Raw genomic sequence first — 15,374 nt, 5'->3', positions numbered from 1 at the left:
ATACATGCACTATTAAGTTAATTTAAAATCGAAATCTAGCTGTAAATAGTGTGATATAAAAAAAGGGGGCTTTTACGCCCCTTTTTGCATTTTCTTTCGATAGTATAAAGAACTGCTGAATGATCTTATTTCCATACCACCTGGTTCCACTGCAATTCTTTCCGGAATTGCTTCAGAACTGTATTATTATCAATCGTCACACATTCGATGCCGACCAATTCTGCGAAGTCCTCAAGCTGCTCTGCTGTGAGTGCAAACGAAAGCGCAGTATGATGGGCACCGCCAGCATAGATCCACGCTTCGGTTGCTTCACTTAGTGACGGTTGCGGCTTCCAAAGTACTTTGGCAACCGGCAGGTTCGGTGTTTCTTTTTCAGATTCGACAGCGTCCACTTTGTTGATAATCATGCGGAAACGTCCGCCGAGCTCGATAATTGAGACATTGACCGCTTCACCGGCAATACCATCGAATACAATACGAGCTGGATCTTCCTTGCCGCCGATGCCAAGCGGATGCACTTGGATGGACGGTCGATTTGCTGCCACTGTCGGACAGACCTCCAGCATGTGTGATCCTAGAATTAGTTCATTACCTTCTTCTAAATGATACGTGTAATCCTCCATAAAGGATGTCCTATCATTATTCGCCATCGCCTTCAGCAAGCGCACGAGTGCTGCTGTACGCCAGTCTCCTTCTCCGGCAAAGCCATAGCCCTGTGCCATCAGATGCTGGACTGCAAGACCTGGGAGCTGCTTCATACCGTGCAGATCTTCAAAGTTTGTGCTGAATGCCTGATAGCCTCCGCGATCTAAGAAACGCTTCAACGCAACTCCAATGCGTGCCTGCTCCCGAACAGAAGCTAGCTGATCTTCTTCTGTCGGAAGATCATATGCTTCCTTATACGTCGATACCAATTCATCAACGTCGGATTCACTAACTTCCTTCATTTCGGCAACAAGATCACCTATACCGTAATAATCGACAGTCCAGCCAAATTTAATCTGAGCTTCGACCTTATCACCGTCTGTGACCGCTACCGTGCGCATATTATCACCAAAGCGCGCTACTTTGATATGCTGACTTTCATTGAATCCGACAGCAGTTGTCATCCAATCCGCGACCCGGTTTTGTATTTCCTTATTGCCCCAATAGCCGACAATGACTTTTCTGGCTTTATTAAGGCGGGTTCCCATAAAACCATATTCACGGTCACCATGAGCGGATTGGTTCAGGTTCATAAAGTCCATATCGATTGTATCCCATGGCACATCGCGGTTGTATTGCGTGTGCAAATGAAGCAATGGTTTTTGTAATGTTTTCAATCCGCCAATCCACATCTTTGCAGGTGAGAATGTGTGCATCCATGTAATCAGCCCGGCACATTCTGGATCCGCATTCGCTTCCAGACTTACCCGCTGAATATCAGCTGCATTCGTCAGCACTTCCTTGAAGGCGATTGGAAACGGTAATGTTCCTTGTTCATTCAGTTTGTTTACCAAATCCTCAGAGTTCCCCTGCACCTGATTAAGCGTTTCTTCTCCGTATAAGTGCTGGCTTCCTGTCACGAACCAAAATACATATGGCTTTACTTGTAACATCCTAGCTCCCCCTTTATTACTGTACTGTCAATTTTCTTTCAGACTGAGACCGAATCGCTTTCAGGCGTTTCATCACATCGTTTGCTCCCCGGCCAAAATAATCGTGCAACGTGTTATATTCCTGATAGATTAACTCATAGATCTCAACATTTTCCGGTATCGGCTGAATAACCTCTTCTTTAACTCTTGCCATCTTGTCAGCCGCATCAAGTACGCTGTCATATCCGCCTGCTTCTGCACCAGCAGCTACGGCACCGAACATAGCTGCACCGACAGCTGGCGTTTGCACTGAGTCAGCAATATAAATAGGTCGGTTCGTCACATCTGCGAAAATTTGCATGAGCAACTTATTCTTCTGCGGCAAACCGCCACATGCATAAAGCTCTTCTACCGCAACGCCACTTTGATGGAAAGCGTCTACAATTTTACGAGTACCAAATGCCGTTGCTTCGAGCAATGCGCGATATACTTCTTCCGGCTTTGTCGCCAGCGTCAGTCCGAGAACCATCCCGCTTAATTCCGTGTCAACTAGTACCGAACGGTTACCGTTCATCCAGTCTAGCGCCAACAATCCCGTCTCTCCCGGACGATACGTACTAGCTCGCTCCTCCAGCCATTGATGCACATTCTGCCCGGCAGCTTCTGCCTGACGATAGACATAAGCCGGCACCTGCTCATCGACGAACCAGCCAAAAATGTCCCCAACAGCAGACTGTCCAGCTTCGTATCCATAGTAGCCCTCGATAATGCCATCCTCGACGACACCGCACATTCCTTCGACCGTCCGCTCTTCTGTACCAAGCAGCATGTGACAAATCGATGTTCCCATCGCCATAACAAGTTTTCCAGGAGTAACAACACCCATTGCCGGAACTGCTGCATGGGCATCGACATTTCCTACTGCGATTGCAATACCTGGTGATAGATTCATAGATGCTGCAAATGAGTCTTGAAGCTCTCCAGCTTTTGTTCCGAGTGGATAAACTTCTCCTCGCAGCTTCGTATCAGCCAAATCCCGCATAGCTGGATGCAGGCTTTCGAAGAAATCTGCCGTTGGATAACCATCCTGCTTATGCCAGATTGCTTTATAACCAGCTGTACAGCTATTTCGTTTTAGTTCACCTGTCAGCTGAGAAATGACCCAATCTGTTGCTTCGATGAACTGATCGGCAGCTTCATAGATTTCAGGAGCTTCATCAGCAATTTGCCAGATTTTTGGTACCATCCATTCCGAGCTGATTTTCCCGCCATAGCGAGCTAAGAATTCCTCTCCACGCTCACCGGCAATTTCATTCAGCTTATTCGCTTCTTCCTGCGCAGCATGATGCTTCCAAAGCTTTACCCAGCTGTGCGGGTTATCACGAAATGCCGGATCAAAGCATAATGGTTCAAGATTTACATCCACCGGTAAAATTGTACAAGCAGTGAAGTCAATGCCAAGTCCGATAACATTTGCCGGATCCACCCCAGCAGCCTGCATAACCGCCGGAACTGATTGCCGCAGTACATCGAGGTAATCCATTGGATGCTGCAGCGCCCATTCATAGCCAAGCGCTTTATCCAAATGCGGCAGCTTTACATCCATTACACCGTGACGGTATTCCGTCACATGCTCTGCTATTTCCATCCCATCTTGAAGCCGAACGAGCACCGCTCTGCCGGATTGTGTTCCATAATCAATTCCAATCGAAAATTTGTCCGTACCCATGGAATTCTCCTCCTAAGTGGTCTGGCCGTAGTATGCGTCAGCCCCGTGTTTTCGTAGATAATGCTTATCCAAAAGCTGCTGGTCCATATCCTCCACTTGCTGATCCAGTTGATAGGACAAATGTGCAATCTTAGCCACTTCTTCCAGCACTACAGCGTTATGTACCGCTTCGGCCGGTGTTTTCCCCCAATTGAAAGGAGCATGTTTGTGTACAAGCACACTCGGCACCTGATTTGGATCAAGCCCCTTTGTCCGGAAAGTTTCCACAATCACATTGCCTGTCTCCAGTTCATAGTCCTGTTGGATCTCTTGTCCGCTCATCGGCCGGGTACAAGGAACAGTTCCATAGAAGTAGTCCGCATGAGTTGTACCAAGTGCAGGCACCCCTTTACCCGATTGCGCAAAGGATGTAGCCCATGTGGAATGCGTATGGACAATCCCGCCAATATCTTCAAAATGCTTATACAAAACCAAATGAGTTGCTGTATCCGATGAAGGCTTCATGTCGCCTTCTACTACTTCGCCATTCAGGTTAACAACTACCATATCCTTTACTTTCAGCTTCTCATATGCCACACCACTCGGCTTGATGACCACCAACCCGGCATCCCTATTGATACCGCTTACATTTCCCCACGTAAAAGTTACCAGCTCATGCTTTGGAAGGTCTAAATTCGCTTGTAGTACCTGTTCCTTTAATTCCTCCAGCATTAGGTCCACCTCTTCTTGTACGTATATTTGATTTCATATTGTGATTTTACCTTAATTGGTACGTACAATCAATTACTTTTTCTCAACATAAACGTACAAGTTGAATAATTGGCATAAAAAAGAAGGCATTTCCGAGGAAATGTCTCCTTGAACTTATTTTTTTCTTTTGATCGGAGCTGGTTTCGTATCGGACGGAATCAATGATCTATACGTTTCTCCGCCAAGATTGGTCCGGTGTTCTGTCTTTATTCCTTCAAGCAGCTCCGGCTTCTCTAATATTTCTATAGCAGATGCAGCCAGCACTTTACCTGTGAACAGCATGCCTTTATGGGCAATAGATGTTTTCCCTTGCGTAACAAGCTGCCAGCTATGGAATGGTGTCGCATAAGCACAGGTAGTAACATAAATCTGACCCGTTGGGACAAGCCAGCTGACATCTCCAACATCTGTTGATCCTTTGAAGAAGCCTGGTACTGTAGGAAAATCCAAAATTCCCTGTGCGATCGCTTTATTATCATTTTTCTGTATGACAGCTTTTTCTTCTACACTAAATGTTTGCTGTACCTCTTGCGCAAATGCAAACTCTTCTTCTGAATAGTTTGGAGCATCAGTTGCTTTCAAATGCTTATGTATCAGCTTTCCTAGCGTCTCATTTGGAATTAGATCCGCAGATGCCGCATCGAATTGGATTTCCAATTTGGTTCCTGTCATCAAGGCTGCTCCTCTGGCAACGTCTTTGACGCGCTCCAGTATCTCTTCAACCTGACCCATTTTTGGAGCACGGATTTTGTAAAGCACCTCTGCATTAGCCTGTACAACATTTGGGCTCATTCCACCAGTATCGGTAATCGCATAATGCAGCTGCCCTTCCGGAATGATATGCTCACGCAGGAAATTGGAACCGATGTTCATCAGCTCAACTGCATCCAATGCACTTCTGCCAAGGTGCGGACTGAATGCTGCGTGACTGCTTGTGCCTGTAAAACGGAAATATACTTGGCATGTCGCCAGCATTCTTGCATGATACACTTGATTTTCATCCCATGGATGCCATGTTAGGGCCACATCCACATCATAGAAAAGACCGGCACGAGCCATAAAGGCCTTACCGCCTCCGCCTTCTTCTGCAGGACAGCCATAATAACGCACTGTGCCTTGCAGTCCGGTTTCTTCTATCAGCTGCTTCACTGTAATAGCAGCTGCCATCGCACCTGTCCCAAGCAAGTTATGTCCGCAGCCGTGTCCGTTGCCGCCTTCTTCTATCGGATCCTTCGTTGCGCTATCTGCCTGCTGACTCAAACCAGATAATGCATCAAATTCTCCTAGAAATGCAATGACCGGCTTTCCGCTTCCGAAGCTAGCAACAAATGCTGTTTCTATTTCACCCGCATTTCGCTGCACTTCGAAACCTTCGTTTTCCAAAGTCGTCGCTAGTTTTTCAGCAGATTGGACCTCTTCGTATCTAGTTTCTGCAAAATCCCATATTCGATCGCTGACAGCAGTCAGTTCGTTACTTTTACCTTCTAAAATTTCCGATATTCTCGTATACACTTCGTGACTTGTTTGCAATATAGGGTTCCTCCTGATAGTAGAATTGTTCACCCCAATTATAACATTTATAATTCTGAAAATTTAGTCGTTTATCTGTATATCTTAAATAGACTCAAGCATTGGCTTGAGTCTATTTAAGCCTTATTAATAAGTGATCTGATGCTTCTCATTTATTTTGAGTGTTCATCTATTTTGACTGGCAGCAATTCTGTACACAGTGCCAAAAACTCACTTGCCATTATCTTGATAGTTTCACTAGATAACATCTGATCCTCCGCATGTGCAAGAAGCAGTGAAAACGGCAGCATTTCTCCTGTGGCTTCTCTCTGAATAAAGGAAACATGCACTTTATGGATCTGGTTATATGCTTTATCTCCGGATGCCATTGCTGACTTTGCTCCCTCAAAATCCCTTCCTCTTGCCAATCGCATGGCTTCTACGTAATGACTGCGAGCATCCCCCGCATGCGCTATGATCTGGAAGGCTGCCTGCTGCATTTCTTCTAATGTCTCTTTCACCAGATCCCCTCCTATTGTCTCTGACTTGCTAACTGCAGCGCTTTTTCCAATAACTTCTCTCCATCAGCAGTGCCATACAATTTCACATCCATTACATCCACAGGAATTCCATATGGTGCTGCTCGTTTTTCTGTCGCTCGTTTAGCAAATCTGACTTGAGGACCTAACATGATGACGACCACCTCATCGTGATGTGCTTGCAATTCTTCCTCTATTGCTCCTTCCGGGATAGCATAGATATAATACTCCTCTCCCCCTAAAGCATCTGCAGCCTTTTTCATCTTTGATACAACCATCGATGTTGACATACCTGCTGAGCAGGCTAGTAGAATTCGCTTCATACTGTTACCCCCTATTATTTGTATTCCTTATCTGCACAGTTCAGTAACCTTGAATGGATGACTTGCTGATACTTCAACATCTGCCGCCGTTTTTCCCCGTAAACGTAAATCTGATGAATGACAGTAGAACAAGATGTAGTAACTATACTATCTTCGTACTACTTTCATCTTTGTTACCTTCATCTAGCCTGCGTGTGCGGTTCGCGATGAAAATGAAAGGCAGGTAGATCAAAATGGAAGCAGCTATACAAATCAATTGGGTAACGACCGCTCCCCAGCTGCCGCCTGTAGATAACCATGCATTAATAATCGGCGGCGTTGTCCACGGAACCATGACGACAGCTTTATCTGCGAATCCGATAACAGTTGCAATATATCCAATTGTACCCGTAATTAGCGGAGTAATAATGAATGGAATCGCCAGAATAGGATTCAGCATGACCGGTACACCGAAAATGACAGGCTCATTAATGTTGAATACACCCGGTCCGGCGGATAGCTTTGCAATACTGCGCATCTCCTGCTTTTTCCCCGCAATGAATATCGCAGCCAGAAGTCCAATTGTGACACCTGAGCCTCCGATGTTCATGTAAACATCCCAGAAAGGCATCGTGATTATATTCGGGATTTCCTCACCAGCAGCGTAAGCATTCATATTGACTGCTATAGACCCGAGCAAAAGCGGTTCCCGAATCGGTTTGATCATCTGGTTCCCATGAATACCGATTACCCAGAAGAATTGAGCAACGAACATTAGCAGTAAGATCCCCGGCAACCCTTGTATAGCAGACTCCAAGGGACGCTGTATCACGTTATAGACTGCTTCATGTAAATAAATTCCTGTCAAACGATGGAATGCAAACCCGAAGCTGGCAATGATCGTTACCGTAATAATCGATGGAAATAAAGAAGCAAACGATGTCGTTACATTGGATGGAACACTGTCAGGCATCTTGATCGTAAGTTTATCCATCTTGGAAAACCAGGTGAACAGCTCTACAGATATGAGAGCAATGAACATGCCAAGGAAAAGACTTTTTGGATCTGAGAACTCCCTAGCTAATACATTGACTACTTCCTGCAAAGAACCGTCGACCTCTAGTAATACCGTTGTTGGTATGACGGAGATATACGAAATCAAGGCCATCAAGCCTGGGAATAATGATTTGTGACCATTGATTCTCCCAAGCTCTATCCCGATCAGTACCACTGCTGCAATGGTAATGAAGTTCAATGTCGCATAATTTATTGCGCCCATGATTCCTTGTAATTCAGCCAAGAATGAAAACATACTGAAGGCTGCTAAACCAGTCTCCGGATCCAGAATCATATTCTCGACCAGGACTGCAAACGCCCCGACAATAATGACTGGCATTAAGGTGACGAATGATTGCTTAATCGCCTTTATATGCTTCTGATTGGATATGGTATAAGCTACACTTTCCAAGGCACCTGTAAATTTATCCATTTTCTTGCCCATCTAACTCTCCCCCTTCGCTTATACCAGAGTCTATTATAAAAGCGCTTACATTTACATACATTGTTTTTCCTCATTCATAGGAAAACTATCAGCTTAACAGGGGGAGACAGGCTGCTAAATCCTGTGCGTGTATAAGCTGTTTCACTTTCTGTCTATCTTCGATGAAAACGACCATACTTTCGTAAAGCTGCTGTAAACCTTCATTATATTGTTTCGGTATACAGAAAAGGAATATGATTTGTACTTCATTTCCTCCCCAATCAATCGGCTGCTGCAGCGTACAGCAGAGCACCACTGGTTCATCCACGACTGGATAAATAGGATGTGGGACTGCAACAAGGTTCTCCTGGAATGTCGGAGCCATCTCTTCTCGTTCCTTTATAAGTGCCAGTAGATTCGATGGAACAACGAAGCGCTTTTCCATTTCCGCAACCAGAAACTGCAAAACATCATCCCGATTCGTATAGGTTTGCTGTAAGAAGATATGATCTGCCCGGATATAGGCTGATAGGGTCTGCTTTCTATCCGTGAGTATACGTTCAATCTGGCCTACATCAGACTCCCGAAGCAACGTATGAACATTAACAATTGGTGTAGACAGTGTACTCGTCAACGGCACTGTGCTGATAATGAGATCAATATCTTCAAGTGACCGTCTTTCTAAATCTGCAGCACTGCACGTACCTGCAACTTCCATCCTGCCGCTAAATCGTGCTCGCAGTTTATAGTACAGCAGTTGCGAACTAGCTATGCCAGTTGCACATACGACCAAAGCCCGTTTCTTCACACGCTGACTTTCTTGTCTCTCCATCGCAGCTCCGACATGTAACGCTAAGTAGCCTAGTTCATCTTGATTAATCGCCACATCTGTCAGCTCCTGCAATTTCTTTCCCATCAATACGCTGGCATCAAACGCTTCTGGATATGCTTGCTTAATCTCTGAAAGCATTGGATTCCGAATCGTGAGTCCGTATTTGAAGCGGTTCAATGCTGGTTTAAGATGCAGAGCGATACCAAAGAGAAGCTCATTATCCTTCGAAAGTGCAAGCTGCATATGGTTATCCACGATACGTAGCAGCTCTGTTGAGATTTCCATGACACGGGGCTCTACAACTTTTGTAAAATCTTTCACTCCTTTTTCTTCATAAGAAACCGACTTAGCTCCTAGTAAATGCATTGTCATGTATATAATCTCGTCTTTTGGCAGGTCTACTCCCAGTACCATCCCAACACTTTTCGCAAGCTTTTGCGCCACTTGGTATTCCTTCGATCGAGTAATAGATTCCTGATCTGATTGGGATATATCTGCAACTAAACCTGCATCCATTCGTTCACTAGCAATCCAAATATGAATTACTAGATTGTCCACACCTATATCCGTTACTAATGTATCTTCTTCCTTGAGAACTGAAACTACCAACTCCCGAAGCTCTTGATACCGTTCATCCTTAAGTCCAGGTATCATAGCATCTGCTTCAAGGAATGAACGATACACATTTCGCAGCTGTCGTTCAGATCCAATGATTCGTATCCCATATTTCGGCTTTGTGATAACAGCCAGACCTCTGGATTCCAAATCTTTTTTTAGCACTCTCAGATCATTCTTAACGGTAGATTCGCTAACATACAGTGTTTCTGCAGCTTCCTCTAATTTCAAGAAAGTCTTTCTTTGTAACAGCAAAAGTGCTAATTTTGCAACACGGTCTGATTGATCCTCCATCTCTTGCGTCTGCATTTTCATGCGATTATAGGCTTCAGGATCATGCACGGTCAGTCTATAACCCTTGCCCCTTTTCGAATCGATGACCGCTCCGAAAGTTGATAAAGTACTAGACAACACGCGCATATCAGCTCTTACTGTTCTCGCTGTTACGCCCAGCATACCTGCAATCTGTTCACCAGTATACTCGTCCCCGAGTTGCATCAATTCAAGAATTCCAATCTGTCTCTTTGACAGCAAATTCTATCACCCCTATCTATGAGTCCGCTCATACAGCACGGATCCCGACAACATATTTAACTTATATTCCATAGGAAAGAGGCATACTAAGTAAATGCCTCTTCCTAATGTCACAGAAAAGCTGTCTACTTCGAAAAAGCAATAGAACCTTCTTTAAAAAACCTATACCACGTATCAATCTTCTCGTCTTCCCGAATAGCCAGCAGTTTTAAGATATCTTGCGCAAATTCCAAAGGTGCAGTTCCATTAGCTGTAATCAAGTTTCCATCTCGGACTGAATGTGCATCAATATAATCTTCTTCCTCAGCATAAATTGGAGCACCTTCCTTTAGATATTCCAAGGTGTTGCTTGTATGCTTCTGGCCATCCAAGAAACCATACCTCCCAAGGAAAACAGTTGCATCACAAATGGCTGCAACAGGAATATTGTTTGCCACACAGTGTGCAACCAGCTCTTTTACTGGGACAGTTTCGGACTGTCTCCACGTGTTACCGCCTGGCAGAATAAGCATGTAAAAGTCGATAGTCTTTGTTTCTGCCAAACTATAATCTGGGAGAACCTTGAATCCTCCTATAGATGAAACTGGCTTTCCATTCAGCGTGACAGTCTTCACCTGATACTCTGAATGCGGTGCTTGCAGTTCTGCTGCTACATAGCTCGCTTCCCAATCCGCATATTGGTCGGTAAGAAAAATAAGGACTGTTTTTTTCATTCATGCACCCTCTTTTCTACTATTTTTTAAACGTCCCTGCTCATGAACATAATTCTCTCAATCTCCTTGAATCCGTTTCGCTTATAAAAAGTTTCTGCTGGTAATCCGCGGTCTGTCAGCAAGGAAATCATCTCTGCATCTGTAGTTTCAATAAGGTACTCCATAAGAGCCTTACCGACGCCTTTACTTTGCTGGTCAGTTCGTACACACATCTCGTTTATAAAGAATTCATCACCAGACCACCATTTCCTTTTCACACCGAAGAGAAAGCCAATCACTTCCTCGTTCTCTACTGCAACAACTCCTGTAAAACCAGGTGTATGATAAAAATCGTTCAAATAAGAAAATGCGGATTCTGTAGTCCAAGCTTCATTCCATGGAGCTTCATTGAAAACCTTAGCATAAATACCACTGCATGCTTTTAAATCGTTCTCCACACATAAACGTATATCCATAACATCCTCACCTCAAATTTTCTTTGTCTTGACCATTGATGCTGTCTCGTAACCTAGCCGACTATACAAATGCTGCGCACCCGCATTGTTAGCAAATACATTCAGTGCTATTGTGCCAATCCCTTCTCGCTTCGCCACTTCTTCTAAAAGCGTCAGCGCGGCACTGGCATAGCCCATCTTCCGGAATGTTTCATATATGTAGATATGGAAAATAAAAATCCTGTCTCTTTCTGGCTGAGTATTGTACCAAATGATACCGACATTCTCTTTCTTCTCTTTACAAAATACGTTACCAATAAAATGATCTTTCTTCCTGTTTTCTTCCGTTAACAAACTATGCAGCTGTTTCTCCCCATCCTTGAGAGCCGCTTCTTTTGGAATTCCGAGATTAGCAGATACACTTTCCGCATAGTTGGGAATTTCCCATTCAATATAGCGCTGTACTTCTTCCGTATTCATTTCTTTAAATGTGACTGGCATTGCGTAAGCCTCCTAATTCCATATTTTTCTTTTTATTGTACAGGAATGACATATAAAAAAGAACCCACCTAAAATTAGGCAGGTTCACTTATTCCCTTATCCGTCTTGAAATAGATGCTTCAAATACCCTTCCCGATTCTCCAAAAACCCTCTCGTAATCTGATAATGCTCTGTCTCTTCATAGTCCACAGACCGGATTCCTTCCTCACTGAAATGCAGAATCTCGGCTCCCGGATAACCAAGCAAGATCGGGGAATGAGTAGCAATGATAAATTGCACTTCTCCTGTTTTCTCCAGATCATGGATGATTCGGAGAAAAGTAAGCTGACGCTGCGGTGATAGGGCTGCTTCCGGCTCATCCAGCAGATAAATTGCCCGACCGCCGAAACGATTTTCAAATAAGGAAAGAAAGGCTTCCCCATGGGATTGATGATGCAGTGATTTTCCGCCGTAGGCATGTATGGAGCCGATGTCATCAATATGCGAAGCAAAATGATAGAAAGATTCTGCACGCAGGAAGAATCCATTCGTCACTTTTGGCAGCCAGGATAGCCGAATATGATCAGAAAGTGCAGCTTCCGATGCTTCCAGATCATAGGTGTTATTCCGTCCTCCGCCAGCTGTGTTGAAGCCGCATATATCTGCGATGGCTTCCATCAATGTTGATTTGCCGCTGCCGTTCTCACCGACGAAGAAAGTGATAGGTTTCTTTAAATCAAGCTCCTCTAATTGGCGAATAGCTGGAATGGAAAATGGATACATATCACTGGATTTATCTCCATTTTCACTCAGCAGCTTTACTCTTTTCAGAAACATGTTTTCCCTCCCTCGCGTGGTTGATTATTTACAACAAGAATATGGATAGAAAATGCGCAAGTCAAATAAATGCGTAAAAAGTCGCTTCATCCTCTTGTCATTTCAATCGCTGTCGGTAATGTAACAATACAGCATATTGCCTCCGGCTGGTTCCATATGATAATCGAGGTTCTATTTATTCTCTATTGATATTTGTATTTGCAAAGTTGATCACGACTTTAGCAAGCAAATTTCTACATTCTAAATAGTTCTAGAGGAGTCGTATTGGCTCCTCTTTTTTATTAGGTCTATTTTCTATATGACTGTAGCACCATTTCTCACCCTTCTTCATGTTTCACATGGAAAAAACAACCACCATCTATTAAACTATTGACTAGAGATACAGAGGAGGAGCCTTATGGATAGAGAGATGAAACCAGGCAGAACGAAGACCATCATGTACGATAATGACAAGAAAAAGATGGTTGAAATTGACCAGCGTTTAGAGACGTTTGATGATGTTGGCGGTTTGGAGAGTGTGAAGAAGAAAATCCGGACCGATTTTATCATGCCAATCCAAAACCCTGAGATTTTCGAGGCTTTCGGAAAGAAAGCAGGCGGCAGCCTGCTCTTTTATGGACCGCCAGGATGCGGGAAAACATTTTTAGCACGTACAGTTGCGGGAGAGATCAATGCCAGCTTCATCCATTTGGACATTCAAGCGATCCTGTCCAAATGGATGGGTGAATCGGAGCAGAATTTGCATGAGTTGTTTGAGGATGCCAGAAGACAGACGCCTTGTGTGCTGTTCATCGATGAGCTGGATGCGCTTGGTGGAAACCGCCAGAAAGTCAGCCATCACAGCCGCACACTTGTGAACCAGCTTCTAGTGGAAATGGACGGTTCCATGTCAAACAACGATGGAGTCTATATTATCGGTGCAACGAATACACCTTGGTATTTGGATCCTGCACTTCGTCGTCCTGGACGGTTCGATTCCCTTATCTTCCTCCCTCCGCCAGATTTAGAGGAACGTAAGGCAATCCTTTCAATTAAGACGAAAGGCAAGCCGGCAGAGGAGCTTCAGCTTGACTTGGTTGCCAAATATACCGAGCATTTTTCGGGAGCAGATCTGGAATATCTCGTAAAAGATGCTGTCGATTCTGCGATTACACGCTCCTTTGAAACAGGTACCATTCAGCCTATGACGAACGAGGACTTATTGCATGCGCTGGAAAAGCGAAAAGCAACAACTCTAGAATGGTTCTCCACTGCAAAAAGCTATGCCAAATTCAGTGATGCCAATCAGGAATATCAGGACGTGCTGGATTATATTTACCAGCACAATGTGAAGTAAGGAAGGATACGATGTCAAAATACGAACCTAGCTCAAACGAAGTAATGCTTCTCGGACATTATATTAAGCAAGGCGAATATGTCCGGGCTGAAGAGCTTGCGGAGGATGCTATCCGTGAAAACCCGGAAGCTCCCCGAGGCTATTTTTTACTTGGTCTTTATCATCATTTTATCAATCAACAGGAAGAAGCACTAGTTTGGTGGGACAAGGCACTGGCTTTAGCACCGACAAATGAGGATGTGCTTTCCACATATACACATTATCTTTTCCTTAGCGGGATTAATCCTGACAAATGGCGGGAATTGGTTTATACAGGAATAAAGCATTATCCTGATAACTCCTATTTTCATTTCCAGTATGCTCAAGCCAACCTGAATAGAGATCATGAAATATCCCTTGCGGCATATGAAGAAGCCATCCGGCTTGATCCGCAGCAAGAGGACTATTTGGCCAACTACGGCATGCTCCTGTATCACTTAGGCAGAAAAAAAGAAGCTGAAAAATACGAAGAGCTAGCGCTCAGCATCAATCCTGAGCATGTCCAGCATCTGCTTCGGTTTGGCGAGTTGGCCTATCATTTCAGAAAGTACAAAAAGGCACAGATGCTGATTGATGAAGCGATGCGGCTCGCACCTGATAATACGGAAGTACGGCAGGCATACGCACGTATCCACCCAACAAAGAATATTGTTGTCCGGACGAAGAATGACTTGGATTACTTTGCACTGATTCTTCCTGGAAAATGGATTTGGAAAGCTTTCAAGGAAAAAGTAAATATCTTCTGGATTCTGCTGTTTCTTTTCGTGATCGAAAGTACTGTTCTTTACTTACTCTTGGGATCTTCTTCGCTTATTCTGATTGGTGCCTATGCCGTCTCTTTCTATGCGGTACACCGTATAAAGCGATATATGCTGGATAAGAGCGGCATCACCCAAAAAGAAGAAGAACAGATGAAGGAAAAAACAGAGCAAAACCAGCGAGATGCTATCCAGGAGATGCAAGTAAATATCGCTTCTGCTAAACAACCTGAAAACGATGTCACTCCCTTATCTGAGGAAGAACTGGAGCAGCAGCTGGCAAAGATGTGGCAATCAGAGAATGTCACTGCAGTCAAGAAACGTATGGACGAAACCGAGGCAGAAGAAACGGATCCTAACAAACCGTTAGCTCCATTCCGTCCCGCACCGCCGCAAGAATACAGCCACTGGCCATTTTTTGCGATGTTTGCGGCAGTTATCATTCTTTTTGCCGTTCGTTCTTTGCCAGTGTTTAATAATGGGCCCGAGCCTGTTGCTGCCGATACCGATTTGCAGGAATCCATTCAGGAAGCACAGCCAGAGGACTTTACATTTGATACAGAGGCAAACGATGGTGTTGTACAGCATTTTATCGATCTTCTGAAAGAAGATGCAACGGAAGAGCAGCTGACAGAGCTTGTTTCCAGTGACTACACTGCCACCATCCTGGATAATATGGATTCACCTGTTATACAAGCTATTGCAGCTGCCGAAATTAAGAAAGAAATAGAGCCTTATAAAGGACTTCCTATCACTTATGCACTCGTTACGAACGAACAAGAAGATGTGCAGGCGATTATTGGCGTGTCTGACGGCACGGTATCCAGTATATACGCAGAGGGCTGGAGTACATCCGAAGCTGATGTGAACAAGTACGAAGAGTTGATGACAGAAATGGAGAAGTAACAGC

Annotated in this window: 14 protein-coding genes; 2 read left to right on the top strand and 12 right to left on the bottom strand. The window is 44.3% G+C overall.

The window, feature by feature from the left end:
- Positions 1 to 125: 125 nt before the first annotated feature.
- The 12 genes from araA to CHH58_RS12710 all read right to left on the bottom strand — a co-directional run bounded on the left by araA (position 126) and on the right by CHH58_RS12710 (position 12,331).
- On the bottom strand, positions 126 to 1,598 hold the full coding sequence (gene araA / locus CHH58_RS12765) for an L-arabinose isomerase (RefSeq protein ID WP_095230843.1): 1,473 nt from the start codon (positions 1,596 to 1,598) through the stop codon (positions 126 to 128).
- A 16-nt stretch (positions 1,599 to 1,614) separates the two neighbouring features.
- Positions 1,615 to 3,306, bottom strand: coding sequence for a ribulokinase (locus CHH58_RS12760; RefSeq protein WP_095262623.1), 1,692 nt, complete (start codon positions 3,304 to 3,306; stop codon positions 1,615 to 1,617).
- 12 nt (positions 3,307 to 3,318) lie between these two features.
- Complete coding sequence (gene araD / locus CHH58_RS12755; protein ID WP_095233270.1) at positions 3,319 to 4,017, bottom strand: L-ribulose-5-phosphate 4-epimerase; 699 nt, start codon at positions 4,015 to 4,017, stop codon at positions 3,319 to 3,321.
- A gap of 153 nt (positions 4,018 to 4,170) precedes the next feature.
- The gene (locus tag CHH58_RS12750) at positions 4,171 to 5,586 is read right to left on the bottom strand and encodes an amidohydrolase (protein WP_249275130.1); all 1,416 of its coding nucleotides are present in this window, start codon (positions 5,584 to 5,586) and stop codon (positions 4,171 to 4,173) included.
- 152 nt (positions 5,587 to 5,738) lie between these two features.
- Positions 5,739 to 6,086, bottom strand: a complete 348-nt coding sequence (locus CHH58_RS12745) for a PTS lactose/cellobiose transporter subunit IIA (protein WP_249275129.1) — start codon at positions 6,084 to 6,086, stop codon at positions 5,739 to 5,741.
- Positions 6,087 to 6,097: 11 nt separating this feature from the next.
- Positions 6,098 to 6,427: a PTS sugar transporter subunit IIB gene (locus tag CHH58_RS12740; RefSeq protein WP_095218946.1), complete on the bottom strand. Its 330-nt coding sequence runs from the start codon at positions 6,425 to 6,427 to the stop codon at positions 6,098 to 6,100.
- A gap of 142 nt (positions 6,428 to 6,569) precedes the next feature.
- On the bottom strand, positions 6,570 to 7,907 hold the full coding sequence (locus tag CHH58_RS12735) for a PTS sugar transporter subunit IIC (protein ID WP_249275128.1): 1,338 nt from the start codon (positions 7,905 to 7,907) through the stop codon (positions 6,570 to 6,572).
- An 88-nt stretch (positions 7,908 to 7,995) separates the two neighbouring features.
- Positions 7,996 to 9,867 carry a BglG family transcription antiterminator gene (locus CHH58_RS12730; RefSeq protein WP_095233269.1) on the bottom strand — a complete coding sequence of 624 codons (1,872 nt, stop codon included), beginning with the start codon at positions 9,865 to 9,867 and terminating at the stop codon, positions 7,996 to 7,998.
- Positions 9,868 to 9,992: 125 nt separating this feature from the next.
- Entirely contained in the window at positions 9,993 to 10,580 is a 588-nt protein-coding gene (locus CHH58_RS12725) for a type 1 glutamine amidotransferase family protein (protein ID WP_095262622.1), read from the bottom strand.
- 26 nt (positions 10,581 to 10,606) lie between these two features.
- Positions 10,607 to 11,035, bottom strand: coding sequence for a GNAT family N-acetyltransferase (locus tag CHH58_RS12720; protein ID WP_095262621.1), 429 nt, complete (start codon positions 11,033 to 11,035; stop codon positions 10,607 to 10,609).
- A 12-nt stretch (positions 11,036 to 11,047) separates the two neighbouring features.
- Positions 11,048 to 11,515: a GNAT family N-acetyltransferase gene (locus CHH58_RS12715; RefSeq protein ID WP_095262620.1), complete on the bottom strand. Its 468-nt coding sequence runs from the start codon at positions 11,513 to 11,515 to the stop codon at positions 11,048 to 11,050.
- Positions 11,516 to 11,611: 96 nt separating this feature from the next.
- Positions 11,612 to 12,331 (bottom strand): AAA family ATPase, encoded by a 720-nt coding sequence (locus tag CHH58_RS12710; protein ID WP_095262619.1) that lies wholly within the window; start codon positions 12,329 to 12,331, stop codon positions 11,612 to 11,614.
- A 397-nt stretch (positions 12,332 to 12,728) separates the two neighbouring features.
- Here CHH58_RS12710 and CHH58_RS12705 point away from each other — a divergent pair, with 397 nt between their 5' ends.
- Together CHH58_RS12705 and CHH58_RS12700 are read left to right on the top strand one after the other, a co-directional pair.
- Entirely contained in the window at positions 12,729 to 13,667 is a 939-nt protein-coding gene (locus CHH58_RS12705) for an ATP-binding protein (protein ID WP_095235128.1), read from the top strand.
- 11 nt (positions 13,668 to 13,678) lie between these two features.
- On the top strand, positions 13,679 to 15,370 hold the full coding sequence (locus CHH58_RS12700) for a tetratricopeptide repeat protein (protein WP_095262618.1): 1,692 nt from the start codon (positions 13,679 to 13,681) through the stop codon (positions 15,368 to 15,370).
- Positions 15,371 to 15,374 lie beyond the last annotated feature (4 nt).

It is taken from the genome of Terribacillus saccharophilus, assembly GCF_002272745.1.
In the GTDB taxonomy this organism is placed as follows: Bacteria; Bacillota; Bacilli; order Bacillales; family Amphibacillaceae; genus Terribacillus; species Terribacillus saccharophilus_B.
This window is presented reverse-complemented; position numbering and strand designations above follow the sequence as displayed.

Bases quoted from the DNA above. Each gene is read 5' to 3' on its own strand.
- CHH58_RS12710 (WP_095262619.1), bottom strand. From the start codon at position 12,331: ATGTTTCTGAAAAGAGTAAAGCTGCTGAGTGAAAATGGAGATAAATCC.
- CHH58_RS12720 (WP_095262621.1), bottom strand. From the start codon at position 11,035: ATGGATATACGTTTATGTGTGGAGAACGATTTAAAAGCATGCAGTGGT.
- araD (WP_095233270.1), bottom strand. From the start codon at position 4,017: ATGCTGGAGGAATTAAAGGAACAGGTACTACAAGCGAATTTAGACCTT.
- CHH58_RS12700 (WP_095262618.1), top strand. From the start codon at position 13,679: ATGTCAAAATACGAACCTAGCTCAAACGAAGTAATGCTTCTCGGACAT.
- CHH58_RS12760 (WP_095262623.1), bottom strand. From the start codon at position 3,306: ATGGGTACGGACAAATTTTCGATTGGAATTGATTATGGAACACAATCC.
- CHH58_RS12715 (WP_095262620.1), bottom strand. From the start codon at position 11,515: ATGCCAGTCACATTTAAAGAAATGAATACGGAAGAAGTACAGCGCTAT.
- CHH58_RS12740 (WP_095218946.1), bottom strand. From the start codon at position 6,427: ATGAAGCGAATTCTACTAGCCTGCTCAGCAGGTATGTCAACATCGATG.
- araA (WP_095230843.1), bottom strand. From the start codon at position 1,598: ATGTTACAAGTAAAGCCATATGTATTTTGGTTCGTGACAGGAAGCCAG.
- CHH58_RS12725 (WP_095262622.1), bottom strand. From the start codon at position 10,580: ATGAAAAAAACAGTCCTTATTTTTCTTACCGACCAATATGCGGATTGG.
- CHH58_RS12705 (WP_095235128.1), top strand. From the start codon at position 12,729: ATGGATAGAGAGATGAAACCAGGCAGAACGAAGACCATCATGTACGAT.
- CHH58_RS12735 (WP_249275128.1), bottom strand. From the start codon at position 7,907: ATGGGCAAGAAAATGGATAAATTTACAGGTGCCTTGGAAAGTGTAGCT.